Source organism: Bacillus cereus, assembly GCF_002561295.1.
In the GTDB taxonomy this organism is placed as follows: Bacteria; Bacillota; Bacilli; order Bacillales; family Bacillaceae_G; genus Bacillus_A; species Bacillus_A cereus_S.
The window spans coordinates 21128-44132 of sequence record NZ_NTUG01000001.1 but is presented as its reverse complement, the minus strand read 5'-3'; the positions used below and the strand labels follow the sequence as shown (position 1 = coordinate 44132).

Genomic DNA, 23005 nt, shown 5'->3' with positions numbered 1-23005 from the left:
ATCCACAAAAAAGCCGAACACAAATTTCAAACCATTTGCATCCAGCTTCTCATCTTAATCTATTATCCCTCAATCACTTCAAGCTTCTCCGTAATCGGCGTACGCTCTTTTCCTTCTGGCTTCTTATCAAAATAGCCAATGTGAAGAATCCCAACAATGCGTTGTCCTTTTGTTAATCCAAGTCCTTCTATAAATAAAGGATTATAATTCAATCCGCCTGATTTCCAAACACAACCTAATCCGCGCTCCCAAGCTAGTAATTGGAAGTTTTGCATGAATGCACATACTGCCGCGTAGTCCTCATCACGCTGAATTTGACGTGGATCTTCATCCATATACACAACGATTTGAGCTGGTGTACTTAAGAAACGATCGGATAAGATTTTACCTCGTTTTGCTCTTTCTTCTTCTGTAAAAGAATGCAAGACAGCGTCAACTAATTTTTGACGTCCTTCTCCAATGTATAATTTACATTTCCATGGTTCACGATGTTTATGATTTGGTGCCCACGTTGCATCATTTAATAATTCAATTAATAACTCTTTTTCTACTGCTTTATCTGTAAATGTACGAATGGAACGTCTTTCTGTAATAATATTCGCAATGGAAGTATATGTAGCCATATGTTTCTCTCCCTTATTTTCATCTATATGTATACATCTTTTTATTGATATTGATTTTCAATTTCGATTATATCGCAGTTTTCTACCATTAATCAATGTTTTATGTTGTAAAACTAACAAAAAACTTTTTTATTAAAACTCGCAATGTTCACATGTTCTTCACAACTTCTCCACAACTTCGGGACACTCTATATATAAAGTTTTCCACTTTGTTCAATTAGGAGGATACATTATATGTACAAAAAATTGATAGCAAGTATGTTAGCAACAGGGCTTTTATGCGGAATCGCAGTCTTCCCTGCTTCTGCTGCCTCACCAAAAGAGCTCACGGCGCATCATCACAAATTAATCTCAGATGAACAACTACAATCTTTAGAAAAACAAGGTTACAACAAACATGAAATTTGGAAAGCTGCACGCATTGCGAAAATAAGTAAAAAAGATATCAATGACGTTTTATCGTACTATAAACAAAATAAATCTTGGGAAGAAACGGCGAAACATTTTGGTGTGGATCCGAAGAAAATGCATAAACATCATATGAGTAAAGAGATGAAAGACGCATTGCTACAAAAAATAGCTGACATGCAAAAAACGACTCCAGAGCAAATGAAGAAAACAATGGAAGATAACCACCTTCGCTTGCATCACCTCGCAGTTTTAACCATCATTGCACAAAAAAGTAATACACCGTTCAATGACGTATTACAAATGAAAAAAGATGGCATGCATGTCAAACAAATCGCCGAAAAATTAAATGTGAAAAGAGAAGATATAAAAGCCGAGATGATGAAATTAATACAGTCTGTAAAACAAAAAAAGACAAGCTAAACAAAAAGAAAAGGAAGAGACAGCTACTCTTCCTTTTCTTTATGAGCCTACTATAATAAAGCCATCCGCCAATGGATCAGATGGGTCTAATAAAAATTGGTGCATTCCCGTAATAAAGACCTTTCCTGTAATTTGTACCGTCATGGCATTTTGCGTGTATTCCATTATTTTTGCTTCATATGTCCCGCCTGTAATATTTTCATGTTGCAAACTCTCTCCTTCTTGCAACATACCTTCCTCTTTAAAGAGTGCCAAACATGCACATGTTGCTCTCACATATGGAGAGCGACTTACAAGTCCATTCTTCTTCTGCACCATCGTTTTAAATCGTTTTCTCTCAATATGCGCCGCATCTATTAAAATACTACTACATTCAGTTGATAATGACGTTCTTATCTTATGCGCCCAGCTCTTTAATTCTATAAATTCATCCATGGCTAGTTTGGCACCTAAATGCTTTGTATGACTGATTACGTAGTGTTCATTGGATCCAAATGAAACGACTGATTGAGAAGCATGATGTTGAAGTTCGTATTCACAATTTTTCTGCAATGAAACAGCTTGTATCTCTCCGTCTTCCATACAAATGTTCACAGAAAATATCCCATCAATTGTTTCCACTGCTACTACATCATTTTTTATTTGTATATTTCCCATTTCCACCATAACAACAGCAGCTATCATCACAAACTCTTCTATACTAGAAGTAAATTCATTCGCATCCATAAACAACGCTGCAAAATCAGCTTTTTCTGAACAAGGTGGTACAATCATACAGCCGTTCATTGCTGCATGACCACGTGGCTCTTGCATAAGAATTCTTCGAAATGCTTGATAGTTTTCAACTAGTTCTGTTTGTTTTTCTTGCAACGTATTCCCTTGTAATAGAGGTACACCGTTCATAATTAGGCGTAGTGGCTCCCCGGCCATATGTGCATCAACTGTTGTAATTGCTTTTACGAACTTCATCCTATCTCCCCCGTCTTCCATTTCTCCTGTTATTTAGCTCGTATCAATATGGTTATACTAATGTCCTTCCATTGGTGGAATAAGAATAAATCCATCTTTCAAAATATCGTCCTCATGATATAAAAATTGGTGCATCCCCATAATCCATGCTGACCCAGTGATTTCAGTAATTACAGCCTCTATTTCCCCTACATTTGTTGTGCTAACAATTTTCCCTTTAAATAGTGAACCAACAATACTTTCATGTATAAACAATTCTTCCATAGCAATTTCCTGATGAGCATACAAAGTAGCAAGCTTAGCCGACGTTCCTGTGCCACACGGCGAACGATCAATCCCGCCTGGTGGTACAATTACTGTATTTTTCACATCCGCACGTTCATCTGTTGGGTCACAGAAAAATTCGACGTGCGTCACTCCTTCGATAAAAGAAAATTCCGGATGTGAAATAGGTACCGCTGCATTAATAGCATCACGAATCCGAATCGCTTTTTCTATAATCTCTGCGGAGTTATCTGTCGTTAGCTGCACCCCTAATTTTCTCGCATCTATAATTGCATAAAAATTACCACCATAAGCAATATCACATTGTACATTCCCTATATTTTCGATATGTACTTCTACAGACTTTAATAAAAAAGCGGGCACGTTACAAAACGTTACTTCTTTTGCTTTCCCATTTTCCACATACACTTTTGTTGCGACAAGCCCTGCTGGTGTATCTAATTTAATATAGGTATACGGTTCTTTCACCTCAACCATACCCGTTTCAATTAAAGCGGTACAAACACCAATTGTATCGTGACCACACATTGGTAAATACCCGCCTGTTTCTATATAAATAACACCTATATCAGCTTCTGGGTCACATGGATCTGTTAATAATGCCCCTGACATGACATCATGCCCGCGTGGCTCAAACATAAGAAATGTACGAATCCAATCATACTTTTCTTTCATAAATAGCATCTTTTCTGACATCGTATTCCCTTCTAGCTTTGGAAGACCATTTATGACTGTCCTTGTTGGATTCCCTCCCGTGTGCGTATCAATTGTCGTAAACATTTTTTTTACATTCACACGCGTTCCACCCTTTCTCGAAAACGATTGTGGCTTAATGATTCAATCGGTACGGTTGTCTTTTTCTCCTCAATCATTTCCGCAATAAGCTTTCCTGTAATAGCTGCCAAACTAATTCCATCCCCTTCATGACCAGCTGCAATATAAAAACCTGGCACTTCTTCAACATGAGAAATAATTGGCAAATGATCTGCCGTCCATGGGCGCAATCCTGCATATGTTCGAATAAGCAACATATCTGCCATTTTCGGATAAAAGCGAATCGCTCGCTTTGCAATACACTTTATAACACTTGTATCGACCTTCGTTTGAAAACCAACGAACTGCCTGCTACTTCCAATTAAGAAATTTTGACTTTCTGTCGGTTCAAATACGAGAGCAACTCCATACTTCTCTGTTTCCTCATCCACATGGCGTTTGCCCCCAAACTTACTAATTAAATAACCAAACTCCATTACTTTTCTCGTTCCAACTGGCTCTTGTCTCGAAGCCACGATAATATGACCTTTTCTAGGCTGAATTGGAATTTTCACATCGAGCATCTCACCAATAAGAGGCGACCATACTCCCGCTGCATTTACAACTTTATTCGCTGTAAATGTCCCTTTATTCGTTTCAACAACAAACACACCAGTTCCATCTTTTTGAATACTGCGTACTTCTGTATGAAGATGTACATCTGTCCCTTGTCTTTTCGCTTCATCTAGTAAAGAAAACGATAATAAATACGGATTAACAGTCGAGTCCGTTGCACATTCTAGACCACCTAATAAATCATCTGCAAAATAAGGTGACTCCTGCCGAATATCTTGCCTGTCTAACATCCGAAATGGTAAACCCGCATCTTTTTGCCGCTTTACCCATTTCTCTGCAGCAATCATCTCTTCTTCACTTTCACATACTAAAATGCTGCCCGGTGCACGATATTCAAAAGAGTGGCGTAACTCTTTCGCTAGTTGATCAACGAGCTTTTGACTTTCAAGAGACATTTGACTATCAAACCCGGGATCTTTATCAATTGCTAAAATGTTCCCATCACATCGTGAGGATGTACCACTCGCAAGCTCTCCCCTTTCTAGTAAAGTCACCTCTCTCCCGCATTTTGAAACGTAATAAGCAATCGCACTCCCAATAATGCCTCCGCCAATGATAAGAACATCACAATGCTGTTTCATAACTCCCCCTCTTTTCTATTTATAAAGTGAAACTGATAGCACCTATCACTTTCTCCTGTTCATACATTTTTTTACTTGCAATTAAAATGCCAACTTAATATAATCAACTCCCTCATAAAGTCTTTCTTACTCCGAGTTTTGAGATGAGAGTATTACTACCCATTCGTGCGGGATTAAAAACAATCATTCGCCAAAATTCTAATCTCTTAACTTTTTACACCTCATAGAAGCTAATATCACTGTACTCACATCGTCATTTAAAATCGTTGTCTAACTTTTCTAAAAAAAAATTTACATTTCCTTTAAAACTGTGTAAAAATAATGAAATAGTGTATAAAAAACTTACACATTCAATCCAACAAGGAGGCATCAGTATGACAATCGCACTTCCTTCTATAGACCAACTTATGAATAAAGACTTTTTCTTCTTCCCATCATTAGAAGAATGGGAACAACATAAACAAACAGATTATGAAGACACTACCGTTCTCGTAGAAAAAAACAATGATATATATATGCTGACTGCTAACAATATGTATCAACCTTGTTATACAACTTCCTACTATTCTTCTATTTCACATATATTAAAGAAACTAAAAAACTATCCTGCAGTTGTTTTTATGAACGCTTCTCACAAACCAATCGGCTTTATTACAGCTGTTATGCTAGCTGAAACCATTTTTCAGTCTTATGAATATTTACAGGTTTATTTTGAAACCGTTATCAAAACAACGGATGCTTCAGTTACTGTCATTGACGAAAAAGAGAATGTCAATGTATGGACAAACGGGGCCGAAGCAATCTTTTCCGTCAGACGACAAGATATTTTAGGAAAACCAATTACATCTTTTTTTCATGAAGACATGCTAGAAATACTAAAAACACTGCAAGAAGGTCGCTCACTACATAAGCACCAACATCAACCGAGAGAAGATTTAATTGTACTCATTAACTCCAACCCTATTTACTTGCGCAATAAAATTATTGGAGCTGTTGTATCTGAAACGGATATTACGAGCCAAGTTCGGCTGAATCAGGAACTCTTCTCCGTTTCTACTAAAATGCATCAATTAGAAAAACAAGTCGCTCAATTAACACCGTCGGTTGATCCTTTTCATGCGATTAAAGGAAACAGCACCGCACTGCATCAAACAATTGAAACTGCAAAAAAAATATGTACAACGAAATCAACTGTGCTCATTTTAGGTGAAAGCGGCGTCGGAAAAGAGCTTTTTGCGAAAGCTATTCATGAAGCGCGCGAAAATGAACATGCACCGTTTATTTCTATTAACTGCGGCGCAATTCCTGAATCATTATTTGAAAGTGAACTTTTTGGCTATGAAAAAGGAGCCTTTTCTGGAGCTGATCAGAAAGGAAAAAAAGGAAAAATTGAATTAGCAAAAGGGGGTACCTTATTTTTAGATGAAATTGGTGAAATGCCAATGGAAATGCAAGTAAAACTACTTCGTGTCCTGCAAGATAAAACCTTTTACCGCGTGGGCGGTGTAAAAGAATTACATGCCGATTTTAATATTATTGCTGCTACGAATCGAAACTTAAAAGAACAAGTTGCGCAAGGGAAATTTCGCGAAGATTTATTTTATCGTTTAAACGTTGTAAGTATTGATGTACCGCCACTTCGCGAAAGAAAAGAAGACATTGTGGAGCTCATCCACTCTTTCTTATATGAATTTTCGATTCAATATAACCGTCCAATTCAAAATATACCGCAAGATGTTATGTATGAATTGCTTGAACATAAATGGCCCGGCAACATTCGTGAACTTCGTAATGCCATTGAACGAATTGTCGTTTTTGCGACAGATGGAATCATAAAACGAGAAGACCTTCCCTTCTCTACAAAAACAATAAAAGAACAACCGTCTGTTCCTCTTAGCGTAAATATAACAGAAGGCGAACTACTTGATGATGCTTTAAACAAATATGAACGAAATATCATTCAACATGCACTCGAATTAGAGAATGGCAATAAACTCGCTTGTGCAAAACGGCTTGGCATTACACGGGCAACCTTATATAATCGCATGAAAAAATTAAGTATCCCTTTTTAATCCTTGTCTCTATAAATACAAATTGAAAAAAACATAGAACCTTTCCTTTTGGGTGAGAAGAGAGCACCCGCCATGCATAGAAGCGGTCAGACCCTCTTCCTGCCCCCTGCCAAGTAAAAACAAAAGGAGAAAACAAGTGAAGAGCCCATTTTATTTGCATAGCAGCGACTTATATGCCTACAAATCAAAATGGATATATAGATTGGCATGTATTTTGCATATAAATTAGCAAACAACCAATCTAACAAGGGGGCTTTGTCATGAACATTGCAGACGATTTTGTCATTTGTCGTTGTGAAGAAGTAACATACAAGGAACTACTTCATACAGCGAACACATATAACTGCTCTACACGAGAATTAAAACTACGTACCCGAGCAGGAATGGGATTTTGCGGGGGCCGCACATGTAGATGTGCACTAGAAAGTTTTATATCATCCCAGGAGCAGAACCATCAGCAATTAAAACATCAACCGCCAGTTCGTCCCATTACCTTTGACTTGTTAGGTGATAGAACATGAGTAATCGTATCCTACATCACCCAATTCTCGGTAACCTATCAGACAGTACAACCATCTCTTTTACATTTAACGGAACGAAGTATGAAGGAATCGCTGGGGAAACAGTCGCAGCTTCCCTGTTCGCAAATAATATCCGAACTTTCCGTGTTCATGAAGAAACAGGAGCACCGCGCTCTATTTATTGTAATATTGGTCATTGCTTTGAATGCCGCGTCACAATAAATGGCAAACCAAATGTGCGTGCATGCATGACTGTAGTTGAAGATCAAATGGTCGTACAAAGTGGCTTGCAGCAACCCACTCCTTTAAAAAAGGAGGATCACATATGAATGATGTTATCATTATCGGCGCCGGTCCTGCTGGATTATGTGCAGCCATCGCCTGCAAAACATATGGATTATCCGTTAAAGTTTTTGATGAATTTATCAAACCTGGAGGCCGCCTTCTTGGACAACTTCATCAAGAACCAAACGGTACATGGTGGAATGGTATAGAAGAAACAAAGAAATTACAACAACAATTGCAAGACGTATCACTTTCTATTGAATGTGGTATAACCGTACATGATTTAGAAAAAGGTGAAAATAATTGGGTCGTTCATACAAACATCGGTGCCTTCCAAACAAAACACGTCCTTCTTGCAACAGGAGCAGCTGAGTTCCCAACTCCGCTTCCCGGGTGGACTTTACCAGGCGTTATGTCCATTGGGGCTGCACAAGTGATGACGAACGTACACCGCGTCAAAGTCGGTAATAGAGGAATCATTATTGGGGCAAATATATTATCATTTGCGATTATGCATGAATTACAGCTTGCTGGACTGGAAATTGACAGCATTGTCTTACCGCCAAAACATGCAGTAACAAAGCAAAGTGCACAACCGCTTCACGTTTTAAATTCTTTACTTCATGTTGCCCATATCGCTCCCTCCCCTTTATTAAAAATCGGGAGCCACTTTATGAAACAGCATGCGATGCGAAAATTAGCTATTCAATTCTATCCAAAGCGAGGAATGAAAATTTGGAATGTACCGCTTCACTTAAGAAAAGCTGCTGTTGAAATTATCGGAGACAAGCAAGCCCAAGCTGTAAAAATTGCTGCGATTACACCAGATGGGGATATCATTCCTGGAACGGAAGAAATACGTCCTGTTGATTTTGTCTGTATTGCTGGAGGACTTTATCCATTAGCAGAATTAGCAGGGGTCGCTGGATGCCCATTTCATTACATCGAAGAACTTGGCGGACATGTTCCACTTCATAATGAAACAATGGCTACACCGCTTCCTGGCTTGTATGTTGCTGGTAATATTACAGGAATTGAAAGCGCGAAGGTTGCGATGGCCCAAGGAACCGTTGCTGGAACCGCCATTGCAAAAGAACTACTACCATCTCATTCACAACTCGATTCTTTACTACAGCGCGCGATTCAAGATGTGAAAAAAACGCGAGAAAATGCAACAATTCAATTTCACCCGCATATTTCTAAAGGCCGGGAACAACTGCTTGCCCTCTCTCAGCGAATATAGAAAAAGCTGTTCAAAAGATACACAGTGTATAACTTTTGGACAGCTTTTTTATGTTTCCTGTATAAAATTTTGCCTACCCCAAACAATAACAAGAGTATTCCATATATGGGGGAGAGGTGAAAATTATGTTCGGCTTACCACGAAAAAATGCTAAAGCTAAAAACAAAAAAACGGGCTGTACCATTCCAAAATTCATTCATACGATGAAGGAATCTACTGATTTTGTTTCTTATAGCATTACAGAAAACGATGCACTATGTCTTTTTTATTATAAATCTGTCGTAGAAGAACTTATTATTAAACGATATATTTTAGTACCTGTCAAAAAGCAATTAGAACAAATCCAAGACATCGCCGACTTGACGAACATCGTCTCTATTGAAGACATTATCATCTCTCCTTCCATTGATGATATTCGTGAAAAATTATTGGGCGGATATGTGCTCATGAAACTACAAAATATATCACAGCCTGCACAATATGCCCTACTTCGAGCAGAAAGTACCGTTCTTGGTAAGCGTTTATATAACGATACAGAAAATGAATATAGCGTAATTGGACCGAAAATTGGTTTTGTGGAAAGCATTGATACGAATCTACATTTATTACGTCGCGCTATTGTAACAGAGCAATTAATTTTCAAAGAAATTGTTGTTGGATCTATATCCAAGACGAAAGTTGTAGTGGCCTATATAGACGGAATCACGAATGAGCAACATATTAACACTACTACACAACGTCTAGAGGACATTGATTTCGATGTCCCCTTTGATGCAACAATGATTGAACAATTTATTAGTGATAATAGTAACTCACCTTTTCCGTTACTCTTACCAACAGAGAGAGTTGATCGAGCTGTATTTGCTTTAATCAATGGTGAAGTGTTAATTTTAACAGATGGTTCTCCCTATGCATTAGCTGGACCGACAACACTATTAGACTTTTTCATTTCACCAGAGGATTACTATTTGCCATGGATGATCGGCTCATTCTTTAGATTGGTTCGCTTTTTTGGAGCTATATTTTCTCTATTTTCCTCAGCAATCTATACAGCTGTATTAACATTTCATTATCAAATGATTCCAGCGGATTTGCTAGGACCCATTATTTTTTCGAGAGCCAATGTACCCTTTCCACCAATTCTAGAAGCACTTTTTTTAGAAATTACAATTGAGTTATTGCGCGAAGCCGGCGCCCGCTTACCTACAAAAGTTGGGCAAACAATCGGTATTGTTGGTGGAATTGTAATCGGACAAGCTTCTGTTGAAGCTGCTTTAACAAGCACAATTCTATTAATCGCTGTGGCTTTATCCGCACTTGCTTCTTTCACAACACCAACTGTGAAAATGTCTACTACCATTCGTTTACTTCGATTCCCACTCATCCTTTTAGCGGGTGCCTTCGGAGGACTTGGTCTTATTATAGGGTTTGTTTTTATATTGGCACATCTGCTACATTTAAAATCACTTGGATCACCTTACTTATTACCCTTATATCCATTTCGTGGTTTAGGTTCAGCAGAAGGTTTCATCCGCTGGCCGTTTAGTCAAACGGCCCAGCGCCCTTCTTTTCTGCGACCAAAAGCAAATTGGCGCTATAACCCAAACAAAGCAAAACAAAAACGTGATGGTGGAGAAAAATGAGAAACATTCTAATTTTATTCCTAACGGTGCTGTTATGCTTCCAAACTGCTTGTACGCAAACAAATATAGTAGATTCGCAAAGAATCATTCACGTAGCTGGATTCGATATAACAAAAGACAAAAAATTCCAAGGCGCTATCTTATACCCTGACTACACGCTTGGTGTAAAAACAAAACCAAAAACTCAGTCAACCACTGCAAGATCTCTTGAAACGATTGCTTCTCATTTGAATGCAAAATCACCTCACAATGTTGTTTTAGGGCAAATGCGTGTCGTGTTATTTGGAAAATCTATTGGTTCACATGGAATTGATGAAATCATCAACAATTTACAACGCGATCCTAATATTGGACGAGATGTACAATTAGCACTTGTAGATGGTTCAGTCGAAGAACTTCTAAAATATGTCACACCAAACGGTTCATTGTATCTATCTGACTTACTTGAACAAAATATAATGAATGAAAATATTCCTCGGACAGCTTTGAATATTTTTTTATATGATTATTATTCATTTGTATGTGATCCATTTCTTCCTTACATTCAAATCGCTGATAATCACTCGGTTTCTGTAAAAGGTCTTGCCTTTTTAAAAGAGGATAAAGTGGTGATGTATACCGATAAAAAAGACTCGTTTTTAGTAAAATTGCTCCTTAATCCGACTAAAAATGGTCGTTATGAAACTCAAATAAAAAAAGATAATCATAAAGGTCTTGTCGTAACACAAAATTTATCCGGAAAAAGTGTCCATTATGTTGATCAAACAGGCGCTACGCCTAAAGTAACTATCCGTTTAAAATTGAATGGATTAATAAAAAACGCTCCTAGTTGGATTGATTTATCAAAAAAGGAAAATATAAGATCTGTTAAAAATCAAGTAGAGCAAAATATTAAAAATCAGTCTCAAAAATTGATTCAGCAATTTCAGCAAAAAAAAATAGACCCTTTAGGAATACGCGACCAAATTAGAAGTCAATCAAGAAAATGGACCATACAACAAATTCAAGCAATGTATCCATCTATAGATATTAATGTTGAAGCTGATGTTAACGTTGTACAATCTGGTATCGGAGAATAGTGAGGTGATAAGATGGATACAAACAGTAAAGAAATAACTGTCTCCCCTTACTTAGTATTTTTTTTGATTCACTCTCTTCAAGTTGGAATCGGAGTTTTAGGTTACCAACGCCTTATTATAAAAAGTGCCGGTTATGATGCTTGGATTTCCCTTATTCTTGCAGGAATTGCAACTCACATTGTATTATATTGTATGCTAAAAATGTTGGAAAAAGATAACGACCTAATCAATATTCATACAACATGCTTTGGAAAATGGATTGGTTCCTTATTCTCTTTGCTTGTTACGATTTATTTTTTATTATTTTGTCTCACTGTCCTTCGTACATATATCGAAGTAATTCAAGTTTGGGTATTCCCGACCATTGAATTATGGAAACTAACTTTAATCTTTTTATTAGTCACTTACTATATTATAAAAGGTGGGTTCCGTTCTGTAACCGGAATATGTTTTTGGGGAATTGTACTACCTATTTTCGTATTGTTCTTTTTAATTTTCCCAATGAAATATGCACACGTTCGTAATATTCTACCAATTTTTACCCATTCACCTTTAGATATTGCGAAATCAGCGAAAGACTCTGCTTTAGAATTTTTAGGATTTGAAGCGCTACTTTTCTTTTATCCACTTATTGAAAAAGGAAAATCTTTAAAAAGATGGGCACATGGTGGCATTGCTTTCACAACCATCCTTTATGTACTTTTAGCGCTTATCTCTTTTATGTACTATAGTGAAGGATTATTAAAGCATACAATTTGGCCTACGTTAACAATGTTAAAAATTATTAAAGTCCCTTTTATTCAGCGGTTTGAATATATTATTATTTTTATATGGTTTCTTATCATTTTACCGAATCTCTGTTTAACAATATGGTCCTCTTGTCAGTCTATGAAGCGTTCATTCCATATCCCATTTAAAATCACACTTCCTTTTTTTACCGTTGCCGTATACATCGCTTCCTTATTTTTTACAAACCGAGAAAGTATCAACACATTAAATACAGTTTTATCCCAAACGGGTATGTACATTGTATATGTCTATATCCCTCTCCTTTTTCTATGGCATTCCATTCGATGGCGCTTGAAAAATAAACGTAATCAAACTTCACCGTAGGAAAGCATTAGAGAGTTTGGTACAATTTTACTAATACAAAAATAAAAGGAGAAATGCAGATGAAAAAATATCTATTCTCTCTACTTGTAATAAGCAGTCTTACGCTTTCTGGATGCGGCGGCGCAGACAAAAAAGAAATATCTGAACATAAAGAAGAACACGCTTCTCATACGCAGCAAGGTGACATCCAAGAAACAACAAAAGGCGTTGACACACTCCCAACATTTTTGGACAAGCTAGATCCTCAAATGAAAGACATTTATGCTATTGCAGGAAAAAATGCCGAATTATTAAATTGGATACCTTGTTATTGCGGCTGTGGTGAAAGTGTTGGACATAAAAATAATAAAAACTGTTTTATCCAAGAAATTAAACCAAATGGAGAAGTTGTTTGGGATTCTCATGCAACAACCTGTGTAAACTGTTTAGAAATTGCAGTCGAATCTGCATCGATGCAGAAAAAAGGAAAATCCACTCTTGAAATTCGAAATTACATTGATAATAAATATAAAGAAGGCTACGCAAAACCAACGCCTACCCCAATGCCAAAATCGTAAAAACGAGGAAATTCCTCGTTTTTTATTTTTCACATAACATTTTCCTTAACAAATTCTTTCAAGTGTATTTCTCCTCACTTGTCACACACTATATGTAACTCCTCAGTAAGGAGGGTACACAATGCAAACATATAACGACTACGATAAAGCTCTCTATTACACGTATTGTTGTAATTGGGATAAGTTGCTTGTTTTAATGGTACAAACTGATGATCAATTATTTTCTAAACGAATCGAGCATTTTTTACATGCTTACAAATATGGAAAAGAACTACCAGAAGTGGATAAACAATTGCAACTTCTATTTCAATATATTGACCACGCCTCACAAAAGTCACATATAGAAGAAATAGATCAGATGCAAATGTAAATGAAGCGCTATTCTCTCTCGAGAATAGCGCTTTTTGAATATTTTTCCACCATTTTACTCATAATACATATATCAATAGTGGATGGACGTGATCATTTGCATAAATCCTTACCCGTATTTTTCTGCATGATTATATTGCTTATTAGCTGTGAAAAAACAAATAACCCCCATTCGTTTCAAGGAGCAAAACAGGAAAAAAACGTATGGAATATACTAATTATCGGTAGCGATTCACGGGGCGAACGAGAAGCTCGTGCTGATACAATTATGATTGCCCAGTACAATAAAAAAGAAAATACAGTAAAACTCGCTTCCATTATGCGAGATAGTTATGTAGAAATTCCTTCTTATGATAAAAAATATAATAAAATCAATGCTGCCTATTATTACGGCGGGCCTGAATTGTTACGACAGACAATTCAACATAATTTCGGAATCAACGTATCTCATTACATTACAATTGACTTTAAAGCCTTTGTGAAAATTGTAGATACAATTGCCCCCGAAGGAATTAAAGTCAATGTGACACAGACAATAATCGATGATATGGGCTTATCTTTACAACCAGGTTTACAAGCTCTCCACGGAAAAGATTTATTAAAGTATGCCCGCTTTCGTCATGATACTGAAAGTGATTTTGGCCGGGTGAAACGGCAACAAGAAGTGCTTCAGGCGTTAAAGCACACCCTTACTAATAAAGTTCATTCTATGGATGGGGTACTAAGCTTACCAAGTATGGCACATGAACTCTCTCCTTATGTAAAAACAAACTTAGATATAGGTGCTCTATTTACAATCGGAAATCACATGCTATTTCAGCCCATTACTACAATGGAAACGATGCGAATTCCAATCGACAAAGAATACGAATCTGCTCTGATTCCACATGCTGGTTCCGTTTTAAAAATAAATCAAGAAGCGAATGCAGAAGCCATTCAAAATTTTTTCAATGTGACAAAAGCTGTAAATCACCCTTAAAAAACAAGGTATATACACCTTGTTTTTTTCATTTCCAACTTTTCTCCTCATAAAACTTCTCTTAATTAACACTTTTTCTCTTTATTTTTTTGTCCAATCCGTACTATAATTTAGTAGGTAACTATTATAAGAGAGGTAAAAAACATGACACGTGAAACAAAACGCGAATATGCATTGTTTACTGCTTGGGGAGCGTCTTTTATCGCTACACTCGGAAGCTTATATTTTTCCGAAATTATGAAGTTTGAGCCTTGTGTACTTTGTTGGTATCAACGCATTTTTATGTATCCATTTGTTTTATGGCTCGGCATTGCAGTTGTAAAAAAAGACTACCGCATTGCGACATACTCTTTACCAATTGCAAGTATCGGTGCCTGTATTTCACTTTATCATTATGCGATTCAAAAAGTTTCTGCATTCTCAGAAGCAGGAGCAGCTTGTGGCCGCGTACCTTGTACGGGAGAATACATAAACTGGTTTGGATTCGTCACAATCCCGTTTTTAGCACTTATCGGATTTATCACGATTGCAATTTGTAGCCTTATTGTAATCAAAAACAAATAAGGAGATGAAATTATGAAAAAAATGCTTATCTTCGGCGGTATCATTATCGTCTTATTTGCAGCTATTTTCGCTGTAACGAAAATGGAATCTAACAAGGAAAAAAGTTATTATACAAATAAAATTTCTTCCGATGAGATCCGTAAAAATAACGAAGAGAAAAAGGAACAAACAATTTATTTTTATCAAACAGGTTGTGTACATTGTGAAAAAGTTACCCCTGTTGTTGTTCCAATGACGAAAGACATGAACATTGATATGAAAGTTATTGATATTTTAAACGACAACCCAACTTGGGATGAGTACAAAATTGAAGGAACGCCAACAATTATTCATTTTAAAGATGGTAAAGAAGTAAGTCGTATTCACGGCGAACAGTCAAAAGAAGATTTTGAAAAATGGTTTAAAGAAAACAAGAAGTAACGAGAAAAGGAAACTCCTTCTATACATGAAAGCGTCGGGAAACTCTCACACTAATGTATAAGGAGGGGATTTTCATGCCAGAAGTACGATGTTCTGTTTCCAATTGTTCATTTTGGGGACAAGGGAACTTTTGTCAGGCAACTTCAATCTTTGTTCAGCCTGATGATCAAAACACAAATCAATCAGATACTGACTCTTATACAAATTCTGCCTTAACAGGTGAAACACTTGAAAGTTCTGCCACAACAAGCGTTGAAACATGCTGTCAAACGTTTCAACCGAAATATTAATACTTACCCCTATCTCCTTTTGAGATGGGGGTTTTCTCTCTGCCTCAATATGTATTAACGACATAGAAGCATACCATCAAAGATATGCTTCTACATCATAACAAACCCATATTTCCATGCATCATGCATTATTGTTATATACACAATCAATATAAAAACTGTTCCAAACAACGTTATCCTACGATACATCCCATCTTCTCCATCTCTCGCTTCTACGAAGGACCAAATAAAGCCAACAAAAAGTAATAAATCAATATAGGGAATGTACAGACTAAACATAAATGAGATATACAAATAAATAATAAATAAGCAATTCGTTAACAAAAAAACTTTAAATGCAAATTGACTATTCCCTTTTCTCATAATACGCCGCCCCCCAATCTGTACTGTATTATATTCACAAGAACATAATAGTTGCGATTGGGCAGGCTAATTTATCCTGCTATTTGCGGGCAGTCATACTCCCACCTCAAAATTCACAAAAGCAAGGTCCAGCTCTAGCGGCTAAAGAAGATAGGTGGGAAATAAACCGCCCGTAAAAGCCCGATTGGTGAACGCTAATAATCAATAAATAAGCTATCACATTTACAATAATTTTTACTGCACATTATATTTACGTTTATAAATATTACTTAAAACAGAATAAGGAACTTGTTCATAACGAACTTTCTCACCTGTTTCATCCATAATATACAAATTATTTCCTATATAATAGTTACCATTTCTCCCTCGAGAATAGACGGCATACCGTTCATTCGGTAATACTGTTTTTACTTTCGTAAATTGACCATTAGGCTCCTGCCAAAATATCTCCATACGATCCACAAGTGTTAACGTTCCAATTTGTTCTTCCTCTATTGTACGACCATTCCAGCTTGTAACACGATATCCAAGCTGATGTGCTGCATATTCAGGAGACGTATAAAACTGTGAAATAATCACTTTTGTTTGTAAAGATACCCGTTCATATAACCATTGTATATCGCGATCATGCATACGAATACAACCATTAGATTCCCTTCTCCCAATGGTTCCTTCTCGATTTGTACCATGAATTGCATATTCTTTTTCATTTAAACCGAGCCACCTTGTTCCAAGCGGATTATTCGGTGCACCGCCCGGAATTTTCTTACGATGGTATTCTTTATTTTTATATTTATTAATAATACAAAATGTCCCTTCAGGTGTCGGCGTTTGACGCTTTCCAGTTGTAACTGGAAAGGTCTTTATATAATTTCCATTTTCAAAAAAAGATAATTGATTTGTCGTAAGGTTAATAAGTATTAAATGGTCGCTACTGGCAAAAGCGCTCATTGGTAGACAGAAAAAGAGTATTACAACGAAACATACTTTTTTCATTCATATCCCCCCAAGCATTCCCCTTTAAAGTTGACCATAATATATGATGGCATAATGTTAGCTTTTACTATGCTTTCTATTCTTATGAATGAAAGTACAAATCTCCTTTCTTCTTCTTTTTATCCATTTACAATTACACCACCATTTACATGAATCATCTGTCCTGATACATATGTTGAATCCCCTGAAGCTAAATATACATATGCAGGTGCTAATTCATATGGTTGTCCAGGTCTCTTCATCGGAACATTACTTCCAAATTCAGATACCTTCTTCTTATCAAAACTTGCCGGAATAAGTGGTGTCCAAATCGGTCCTGGTGCAACACCATTTACACGAATCCCTTTTTGAACTAACGATTTTGCAAGTGAACGAGTAAAAGCAACGATCGCCCCTTTTGTTGCAGCATAATCAATGAGTTGCTCATTCCCTTCATACGCAACGATAGAAGCCGTATTTATAATTACATCCCCCTCTTTTAAATGCGCGAGTGCAGCTTTTGTAACGTGAAAATAAGAAAAAATATTAATACGAAATGTTTTTTCAAGTTGCTGCGCTGTAATGTATTCCAAGCTTTGCTGTGGATATTGTTGTGCGACATTATTCACAACAATATTTAGCCCTCCTAACGCCGAGGCCGCTTCCTTCACAACTTGTTGGCAATGTTGTTCATCACTTAAATCTCCCGGAAGTAAGATACACTTCACGCCTTGCTTCTCAACAAGACTTTTTGTCTCATTTGCATCTTCATGTTCATCTAAATAAGCAATCGCTATATTCGCTCCTTCTTTTGCGAACGCAATGGATACCGCTCTTCCAATTCCACTATCTCCTCCTGTAATAAGCACATGTTTTCCTTTTAATTTTTCACTCCCTCGATAATGAGGATCTTCATACTTCGGAAGAGGATTCATAATCGATTCAATCCCCGGTTGTTTATTTTGATGTTGTGGTGGTAATGTTAAAAACTTTTTTTGCTCAGACATACACATTCCAGCTCCTTCTTCTTTCTCTTTCTTATGATATACACAATTAAAAAAAGTACTTATACGTAAAAAACCGAATTATCCGTACTTTTTCTTGATTAACATTCGAAATTAAGACATAAAATATGAACTGTTATCATTTTTTTTTGCAAAACTCTTGCAAAACATTTTAAAAACGAATATTATATATAACTGTTGTGATTATTATTCGTAAACAGAAAGGATGTTTATATGTTTAACCTTTCAAAACATAAAACTTCTATTAAAACTGAAATTATGGCAGGTATCATTACCTTCTTAACAATGGCATATATTATTGTCGTAAACCCTATCATCCTTGGTGATGCAGGTGTTCCATTTGAACAAGCATTTACAGCGACAATTATTGCAGCTGTTGTCGGAACATTATTTATGGCAATCTTTACAAACTTACCAATTGCAATCGCACCAGGTATGGGACTAAATGCTTATTTCTCTTACTCTGTTGTAAAAGCGCATGAAGGTATGACATTTACAATTGCATTTTCTGCTGTATTCGTGGCAGGTATGATTTTAATTTTGCTATCATTCACATCTTTCCGTACAAAATTAATGGAAGCTATTCCTGATAACTTAAAGCATGCAATTACTGCTGGTATCGGTCTTTTTATTGCTTTTATCGGTTTACGCATGACAGGAATTGTAGTGAAACATGAATCAAACTTAGTTGGACTTGGAGACCTTCATTCTGCTCCAGTACTACTAGCTTTAGCTGGTCTTGGGATCACACTTATTCTTATGTCTTTAAATGTAAACGGAGCACTATTCTTCGGAATGTTATTAACAGGTATTATCGCTTATTTCACAGGACAATTAACATTCTCAAACGGCGTTACATCAATGCCTGGATTACCAGAAGGAATTATTGTTTCTAATCCAATTACAGCTATTTCTGATGTTATTGATTATGGATTATATGGCGTTGTATTCTCGCTCTTCCTTGTTACATTATTCGATACAACAGGTACACTACTTGGCGTTGCCCAACAAGGTGGATTTATGAAAGACGGGAAACTTCCAAAATCAGGACGAGCTCTTTTATCTGATTCTTTCTCAGCAACAATTGGATCGATGTTCGGAACAACACCATCAACAGCGTATATTGAATCATCTGCAGGTGTGGCAGCTGGCGGACGCACTGGTTTAACAACAATTACAGTTGCTGTGTTATTTATATTTGCTGCATTCTTCGGGCCTCTAGTAGGTGCTGTTTCAGGTGTCCCAGCGATTACATCTCCATCCTTAATTATCGTTGGTAGCTTAATGATGGGATCTGTTCGTCATATCGATTGGGATACATTTGACGAAGCATTCCCTGCATTCTTAGTAATCTTAAGCATGCCACTTACATCAAGCATTGCAACAGGTATTGCACTTGGATTCATTTCATATCCACTTATGAAAATGGCAAAAGGACAATTCCGTGCTGTACATCCACTTGTATACGTATTTGGTATTTTGTTCGCTTATCAATTGATTTTCTTACCGCATTAATGAAGAAAAGCATTGGCTCACAACTATGTGAACCAATGCTTTTCTCATATTCCTTATTCATTTGTGAAAAACCCCTTAAAAAGGTTTCACATCCATCAACTCCGCAAAAACGCCTGCAGATCCGCAAACTGTCTCGCTGCATCCTTATATCCTTGATCATATAAATTTTGCAGTTTTTGCTGATCTTTTTCCATCCGATCTACTTGAAGTGGCACTTCTGGACGAATGACAAATAAATTACCCGATAACTCTTCTTTCTCAATATAATGAAGTGTTTCATTATATACCTCATAACGTGACAACATCGTATTAACAAGGTTAGGATATTTCTTATAACCCTTCGCTGCAATCCATCCAAATTTTGATTTTTTCTTAGCATATCCATGATTTCTCGTTAAAATAACAACTGATTTCTTATAGCCATCGTTTTGCGCTTTCCGAACTGGAATTGGGTCCGAAATGCCGCCATCCAATAATTGTTTACCACGATAATTTACAACAGGTGCGATAAATGGCAATGAGCTAGATGCTTGTAATAACGTCAACGCATCTTCATTTGTACCTTCTTTTTCAAAATACATTGGCTTACCTGTTTCACAATCTGTCGTTCCTACTAGAAAACGCTCTGTACTATTAAAATATGTGTCAAAATCAAATGGTACGTGCTTTTCTGGAATTTCACGAAAAATAAAATCCATATCAAATAGCTGTCGTTTCTTCCATAAATTTTTATAGGATAAATATTTCGGATGTGTTGCATAATCAATGTTTACTGTCTTATTTCTGTTTCTCTGTCTTGAAATATATGACGCCGCATGACAAGCTCCTGCTGAAACACCAATAATATATGGAAAATATAAATCCTGTTCCATAAAGTACTCTAGTATTCCACCCGTATATACGCCACGCATACCGCCGCCTTCTAATACTAAACCCGTATTTTCAAGCATTTCCTTCTCTCCTCTTTATATAAAGTGAAACTTTAATCAGTGGGGGTTTTACTGTCCGTTAATGCGGGATAAATCTATTTTGATTTTCCAACATATCAGTCGTGGCTACGAAAACAAAAAGTGACCTCCACTCGTTTCCTCCTTTTGGTTTCACATGGCATGGAGCCAAAAAAGGCACTGACCACTTCTATCCACCGGCGGATCTTCTCTATCACCCTAAAAGAATAGTTTTAGAATTTCCATTTATATATAAATCCAATTCGATTTTCTAACATATACATTGTGGCTATGAAGAACAGAAAGAGACTTTTACTCATTTTCTCCTTCTGTTTTTACATGGCATGGGACCAAAAAAGGCACTGACCGCTTCTATCCACCGGCGGATCTTCTCTATCACCCTAAAAGAATAGTTTTAGAATTTCCATTTATATACCTAGACTCTTTAACTATTCATCTTGTTAAGTATCTCTTTCTATTATATATGAGTCTTTCCAAAAACCATATTCAGAAGACTTCATGCGAGCCAAAATTATTCCTCTACTTTTCTAAATGCGCTCCGACATCCTTTATAAACCTTTGAATCAATGACAATTCCTCTTCTGTATACTGATTTAAAAGTAATAGCCACTTCTCTTCAGCTTGTTGATGAAGTGTCTCATGTGCTATATAAATTTCATTCCCTTTATCTGTTAAACGGAAAAATATTTCTTTTTGATTATCTAGCATTTTCATCTTTTCAACAAATTGTTTCTGAAACAATTTGGTACAAATTTTAGAAATGGCTCCCTTTGTCATTCCCATCTCTTCCGTAATCGCTGTCACATTCATTAAACCTTTTGCTCCTATGCATTGAATTACGTGTAGTTCTGATAGAGACATCCCGCTTACATCTGTATCACGAAGAAACCGCTCATTCTTTTCCTTCATATGCTCTTCTTTTTTATGAACAAGTGTACGAATATCCGAAAGTATTTCTATTTGTCTTAATGTACGATCCAAATCCGATCCCCTCCATAATACTTTATAAGTTTCTGCGGAAACAATTTAACTATATACCATTTTAAAATCATTTTTTTATCTTTACAAGTAAGAAAATAATGTTACAATTTATTTAGTTTCCAAAGAAACAAAATAAGGAGGGTTTATTATGAAATCTACATTATCTTCATCAAGATTAAACTCCATTTTATATATTGTTTGTATTAGTGCTTTATTAGGTTCTTTTACCCAAAATATTTACACGCCTGTTTTACCAATGATTCAAGATTCCTTTCACACCTCTCTTTATCTTGTAAATTTAACCGTCTCACTTTTCACCTTTGTCCTTGCCATCATGCAGCTTATTTACGGGCCATTCATTGATGCAAAGGGACGAAAATATATTTTAATTCCTAGTCTATTTATTAGTACAATCGGTTCCATTGGCTGCGCTTTTACAACAAATATTTATATATTTCTTATTTTCAGAGCCGTTCAAGCAGTAGGCATAGCAGCCATTCCTGTTGTAGCTGCTACTATTATCGGTGACTTATTTGACGGAAAAGAGCGCGGAAAAGCAATGAGCCTTTATCAAATGTTACTTGCTCTTGCGCCTGCAGTAGCTCCTCTCATGGGCGGCTACCTCGGCAGTATAAACGGTCACGTATCTATTTTTCTTTTTTTATCCACAATCAGTGTAATCTTATTACTTATCAATATTATATTGCTTCCCGAAACGAAACCATCTATACCTAAAAAGTCCAAAGCAACAAATAATTATTGGCGCATCTTACAAAACAGGATTGGTTTTTCTATTGCTCTCATTGGTTTTATGCAGTTTTGTATTTACTTTTGTTTTCTCGTTTTTTTACCCGCCTTATTAACAAATCTATTCCATCTAAACGCAGATGAAATCGGAATGGTGTTTGTACCAATGTCCCTATTCATTATGCTAGGAAGCTATTGCTACAAGTTTTTACAAAGATTCCTTCCTACAAAACAATCTTTACTGATTACTAGCTTTTTCAATATCATATGCGTCATTCTATTCTCTTTCACATACGATCTAAGTATTCCTCTGGTTCTTCTTGTCACATCCCTATACGGTTTTAGCATGGGGTTATCCATGCCGACACATACCACTTTATTGACAGAAGAATTTGTAGAAGAAAGAGCAACTGCCATTGGAATTTATAACTTTATTCGTTATATTGGCATGGGTACAGGGCCAATTGTAGGTGGTTTTCTACTATTTAATCAAAATTACTTTTGGATCTTCTTTACAGGGGCAATTTTTTTTCTAATCGTGGTCTTATATGCGATGAAAAAACTAGCTCATCATCCTACAAGAAACGCAGAAATTCAAAAGGCTAAATAACAGGCAAA

25 protein-coding genes are annotated in these 23005 nt (G+C 36.4%); 16 read left to right on the top strand and 9 right to left on the bottom strand.

Going from position 1 to position 23005, the window contains the following annotated elements; translation table 11 throughout:
* Positions 1-62: 62 nt before the first annotated feature.
* Positions 63-623 carry a nitroreductase family protein gene (locus tag CN373_RS00275; protein ID WP_098358587.1) on the bottom strand — a complete coding sequence of 187 codons (561 nt, stop codon included), beginning with the start codon at positions 621-623 and terminating at the stop codon, positions 63-65.
* Between the two features lie 234 nt (positions 624-857).
* Between CN373_RS00275 and CN373_RS00270 the strand changes: the two genes are divergently transcribed.
* Complete coding sequence (locus tag CN373_RS00270; RefSeq protein ID WP_098358586.1) at positions 858-1454, top strand: hypothetical protein; 597 nt, start codon at positions 858-860, stop codon at positions 1452-1454.
* A gap of 39 nt (positions 1455-1493) precedes the next feature.
* Here CN373_RS00270 and CN373_RS00265 read toward each other — a convergent pair whose 3' ends face one another.
* Genes CN373_RS00265 through CN373_RS00255 form a run of 3 tightly spaced genes read right to left on the bottom strand, consistent with a single transcriptional unit; the run spans position 1494 to position 4678 of the window.
* Positions 1494-2423, bottom strand: coding sequence for a proline racemase family protein (locus tag CN373_RS00265; RefSeq protein WP_165770992.1), 930 nt, complete (start codon positions 2421-2423; stop codon positions 1494-1496).
* A gap of 57 nt (positions 2424-2480) precedes the next feature.
* Entirely contained in the window at positions 2481-3488 is a 1008-nt protein-coding gene (locus tag CN373_RS00260) for a proline racemase family protein (protein ID WP_002055853.1), read from the bottom strand.
* An 11-nt stretch (positions 3489-3499) separates the two neighbouring features.
* Complete coding sequence (locus tag CN373_RS00255) at positions 3500-4678, bottom strand: NAD(P)/FAD-dependent oxidoreductase (RefSeq protein WP_000809142.1); 1179 nt, start codon at positions 4676-4678, stop codon at positions 3500-3502.
* 374 nt (positions 4679-5052) lie between these two features.
* Between CN373_RS00255 and CN373_RS00250 the strand changes: the two genes are divergently transcribed.
* The 13 genes from CN373_RS00250 to CN373_RS00190 all read left to right on the top strand — a co-directional run bounded on the left by CN373_RS00250 (position 5053) and on the right by CN373_RS00190 (position 15813).
* Positions 5053-6750, top strand: a complete 1698-nt coding sequence (locus CN373_RS00250) for a sigma-54 interaction domain-containing protein (protein WP_000150650.1) — start codon at positions 5053-5055, stop codon at positions 6748-6750.
* A gap of 260 nt (positions 6751-7010) precedes the next feature.
* Positions 7011-7271 (top strand): (2Fe-2S)-binding protein, encoded by a 261-nt coding sequence (locus CN373_RS00245; RefSeq protein ID WP_001017276.1) that lies wholly within the window; start codon positions 7011-7013, stop codon positions 7269-7271.
* Positions 7268-7600, top strand: a complete 333-nt coding sequence (locus CN373_RS00240; protein WP_000071064.1) for a (2Fe-2S)-binding protein — start codon at positions 7268-7270, stop codon at positions 7598-7600. Before CN373_RS00245 ends, CN373_RS00240 begins: the two co-directional genes overlap by 4 nt.
* Positions 7597-8799, top strand: a complete 1203-nt coding sequence (locus tag CN373_RS00235; RefSeq protein WP_098358584.1) for an NAD(P)/FAD-dependent oxidoreductase — start codon at positions 7597-7599, stop codon at positions 8797-8799. Before CN373_RS00240 ends, CN373_RS00235 begins: the two co-directional genes overlap by 4 nt.
* A gap of 125 nt (positions 8800-8924) precedes the next feature.
* Positions 8925-10442 carry a spore germination protein gene (locus tag CN373_RS00230; RefSeq protein ID WP_098358583.1) on the top strand — a complete coding sequence of 506 codons (1518 nt, stop codon included), beginning with the start codon at positions 8925-8927 and terminating at the stop codon, positions 10440-10442.
* Complete coding sequence (locus CN373_RS00225) at positions 10439-11521, top strand: Ger(x)C family spore germination protein (RefSeq protein WP_098358582.1); 1083 nt, start codon at positions 10439-10441, stop codon at positions 11519-11521. The genes CN373_RS00230 and CN373_RS00225 overlap by 4 nt, the downstream gene beginning before the upstream one ends.
* A 12-nt stretch (positions 11522-11533) precedes the next feature.
* Positions 11534-12634 (top strand): GerAB/ArcD/ProY family transporter, encoded by a 1101-nt coding sequence (locus CN373_RS00220; RefSeq protein ID WP_098358581.1) that lies wholly within the window; start codon positions 11534-11536, stop codon positions 12632-12634.
* A 59-nt stretch (positions 12635-12693) separates the two neighbouring features.
* On the top strand, positions 12694-13191 hold the full coding sequence (locus CN373_RS00215; RefSeq protein ID WP_098358580.1) for a PCYCGC motif-containing (lipo)protein: 498 nt from the start codon (positions 12694-12696) through the stop codon (positions 13189-13191).
* A 121-nt stretch (positions 13192-13312) separates the two neighbouring features.
* On the top strand, positions 13313-13561 hold the full coding sequence (locus CN373_RS00210; RefSeq protein ID WP_001195457.1) for a YhdB family protein: 249 nt from the start codon (positions 13313-13315) through the stop codon (positions 13559-13561).
* 126 nt (positions 13562-13687) lie between these two features.
* Positions 13688-14539 carry an LCP family protein gene (locus tag CN373_RS00205; protein WP_176540895.1) on the top strand — a complete coding sequence of 284 codons (852 nt, stop codon included), beginning with the start codon at positions 13688-13690 and terminating at the stop codon, positions 14537-14539.
* A 144-nt stretch (positions 14540-14683) separates the two neighbouring features.
* The gene (locus tag CN373_RS00200; RefSeq protein WP_000196482.1) at positions 14684-15103 is read left to right on the top strand and encodes a disulfide oxidoreductase; all 420 of its coding nucleotides are present in this window, start codon (positions 14684-14686) and stop codon (positions 15101-15103) included.
* A 12-nt stretch (positions 15104-15115) separates the two neighbouring features.
* Positions 15116-15523 carry a thioredoxin family protein gene (locus tag CN373_RS00195; protein ID WP_000738453.1) on the top strand — a complete coding sequence of 136 codons (408 nt, stop codon included), beginning with the start codon at positions 15116-15118 and terminating at the stop codon, positions 15521-15523.
* Positions 15524-15597: 74 nt separating this feature from the next.
* Positions 15598-15813 carry a DUF1540 domain-containing protein gene (locus CN373_RS00190; protein ID WP_001115489.1) on the top strand — a complete coding sequence of 72 codons (216 nt, stop codon included), beginning with the start codon at positions 15598-15600 and terminating at the stop codon, positions 15811-15813.
* 90 nt (positions 15814-15903) lie between these two features.
* On the opposite strand, the gene CN373_RS00185 is transcribed toward CN373_RS00190, so the two are convergent.
* From CN373_RS00185 to CN373_RS00175, 3 genes are all read right to left on the bottom strand, one after another.
* The gene (locus CN373_RS00185) at positions 15904-16176 is read right to left on the bottom strand and encodes a hypothetical protein (protein ID WP_001225416.1); all 273 of its coding nucleotides are present in this window, start codon (positions 16174-16176) and stop codon (positions 15904-15906) included.
* 234 nt (positions 16177-16410) lie between these two features.
* Complete coding sequence (locus CN373_RS00180) at positions 16411-17172, bottom strand: L,D-transpeptidase (RefSeq protein WP_098358578.1); 762 nt, start codon at positions 17170-17172, stop codon at positions 16411-16413.
* Positions 17173-17291: 119 nt separating this feature from the next.
* Complete coding sequence (locus CN373_RS00175; RefSeq protein ID WP_098358577.1) at positions 17292-18158, bottom strand: SDR family oxidoreductase; 867 nt, start codon at positions 18156-18158, stop codon at positions 17292-17294.
* A 231-nt stretch (positions 18159-18389) separates the two neighbouring features.
* Here CN373_RS00175 and CN373_RS00170 point away from each other — a divergent pair, with 231 nt between their 5' ends.
* The gene (locus CN373_RS00170; protein ID WP_000482707.1) at positions 18390-19691 is read left to right on the top strand and encodes an NCS2 family permease; all 1302 of its coding nucleotides are present in this window, start codon (positions 18390-18392) and stop codon (positions 19689-19691) included.
* Positions 19692-19786: 95 nt separating this feature from the next.
* Here CN373_RS00170 and CN373_RS00165 read toward each other — a convergent pair whose 3' ends face one another.
* Both CN373_RS00165 and CN373_RS00160 read right to left on the bottom strand, forming a co-directional pair.
* The gene (locus CN373_RS00165; RefSeq protein WP_098358576.1) at positions 19787-20641 is read right to left on the bottom strand and encodes a patatin-like phospholipase family protein; all 855 of its coding nucleotides are present in this window, start codon (positions 20639-20641) and stop codon (positions 19787-19789) included.
* Positions 20642-21178: 537 nt separating this feature from the next.
* Complete coding sequence (locus CN373_RS00160; protein ID WP_000376275.1) at positions 21179-21640, bottom strand: MarR family transcriptional regulator; 462 nt, start codon at positions 21638-21640, stop codon at positions 21179-21181.
* A 148-nt stretch (positions 21641-21788) separates the two neighbouring features.
* Between CN373_RS00160 and CN373_RS00155 the strand changes: the two genes are divergently transcribed.
* Positions 21789-22997, top strand: coding sequence for an MFS transporter (locus CN373_RS00155; RefSeq protein ID WP_098358575.1), 1209 nt, complete (start codon positions 21789-21791; stop codon positions 22995-22997).
* Positions 22998-23005 lie beyond the last annotated feature (8 nt).

Excerpts from the sequence above, each read along its gene's own strand:
- CN373_RS00210 (WP_001195457.1), top strand. The coding sequence starts at position 13,313 with ATGCAAACATATAACGACTACGATAAAGCTCTCTATTACACGTATTGT.
- CN373_RS00220 (WP_098358581.1), top strand. The coding sequence starts at position 11,534 with ATGGATACAAACAGTAAAGAAATAACTGTCTCCCCTTACTTAGTATTT.
- CN373_RS00190 (WP_001115489.1), top strand. The coding sequence starts at position 15,598 with ATGCCAGAAGTACGATGTTCTGTTTCCAATTGTTCATTTTGGGGACAA.
- CN373_RS00225 (WP_098358582.1), top strand. The coding sequence starts at position 10,439 with ATGAGAAACATTCTAATTTTATTCCTAACGGTGCTGTTATGCTTCCAA.
- CN373_RS00275 (WP_098358587.1), bottom strand. The coding sequence starts at position 623 with ATGGCTACATATACTTCCATTGCGAATATTATTACAGAAAGACGTTCC.
- CN373_RS00215 (WP_098358580.1), top strand. The coding sequence starts at position 12,694 with ATGAAAAAATATCTATTCTCTCTACTTGTAATAAGCAGTCTTACGCTT.
- CN373_RS00260 (WP_002055853.1), bottom strand. The coding sequence starts at position 3,488 with ATGTTTACGACAATTGATACGCACACGGGAGGGAATCCAACAAGGACA.
- CN373_RS00205 (WP_176540895.1), top strand. The coding sequence starts at position 13,688 with ATGATTATATTGCTTATTAGCTGTGAAAAAACAAATAACCCCCATTCG.
- CN373_RS00180 (WP_098358578.1), bottom strand. The coding sequence starts at position 17,172 with ATGAAAAAAGTATGTTTCGTTGTAATACTCTTTTTCTGTCTACCAATG.
- CN373_RS00195 (WP_000738453.1), top strand. The coding sequence starts at position 15,116 with ATGAAAAAAATGCTTATCTTCGGCGGTATCATTATCGTCTTATTTGCA.
- CN373_RS00185 (WP_001225416.1), bottom strand. The coding sequence starts at position 16,176 with ATGAGAAAAGGGAATAGTCAATTTGCATTTAAAGTTTTTTTGTTAACG.
- CN373_RS00245 (WP_001017276.1), top strand. The coding sequence starts at position 7,011 with ATGAACATTGCAGACGATTTTGTCATTTGTCGTTGTGAAGAAGTAACA.
- CN373_RS00240 (WP_000071064.1), top strand. The coding sequence starts at position 7,268 with ATGAGTAATCGTATCCTACATCACCCAATTCTCGGTAACCTATCAGAC.
- CN373_RS00230 (WP_098358583.1), top strand. The coding sequence starts at position 8,925 with ATGTTCGGCTTACCACGAAAAAATGCTAAAGCTAAAAACAAAAAAACG.
- CN373_RS00165 (WP_098358576.1), bottom strand. The coding sequence starts at position 20,641 with ATGCTTGAAAATACGGGTTTAGTATTAGAAGGCGGCGGTATGCGTGGC.
- CN373_RS00270 (WP_098358586.1), top strand. The coding sequence starts at position 858 with ATGTACAAAAAATTGATAGCAAGTATGTTAGCAACAGGGCTTTTATGC.
- CN373_RS00170 (WP_000482707.1), top strand. The coding sequence starts at position 18,390 with ATGTTTAACCTTTCAAAACATAAAACTTCTATTAAAACTGAAATTATG.
- CN373_RS00255 (WP_000809142.1), bottom strand. The coding sequence starts at position 4,678 with ATGAAACAGCATTGTGATGTTCTTATCATTGGCGGAGGCATTATTGGG.
- CN373_RS00235 (WP_098358584.1), top strand. The coding sequence starts at position 7,597 with ATGAATGATGTTATCATTATCGGCGCCGGTCCTGCTGGATTATGTGCA.
- CN373_RS00200 (WP_000196482.1), top strand. The coding sequence starts at position 14,684 with ATGACACGTGAAACAAAACGCGAATATGCATTGTTTACTGCTTGGGGA.
- CN373_RS00175 (WP_098358577.1), bottom strand. The coding sequence starts at position 18,158 with ATGTCTGAGCAAAAAAAGTTTTTAACATTACCACCACAACATCAAAAT.
- CN373_RS00155 (WP_098358575.1), top strand. The coding sequence starts at position 21,789 with ATGAAATCTACATTATCTTCATCAAGATTAAACTCCATTTTATATATT.
- CN373_RS00250 (WP_000150650.1), top strand. The coding sequence starts at position 5,053 with ATGACAATCGCACTTCCTTCTATAGACCAACTTATGAATAAAGACTTT.
- CN373_RS00265 (WP_165770992.1), bottom strand. The coding sequence starts at position 2,423 with ATGAAGTTCGTAAAAGCAATTACAACAGTTGATGCACATATGGCCGGG.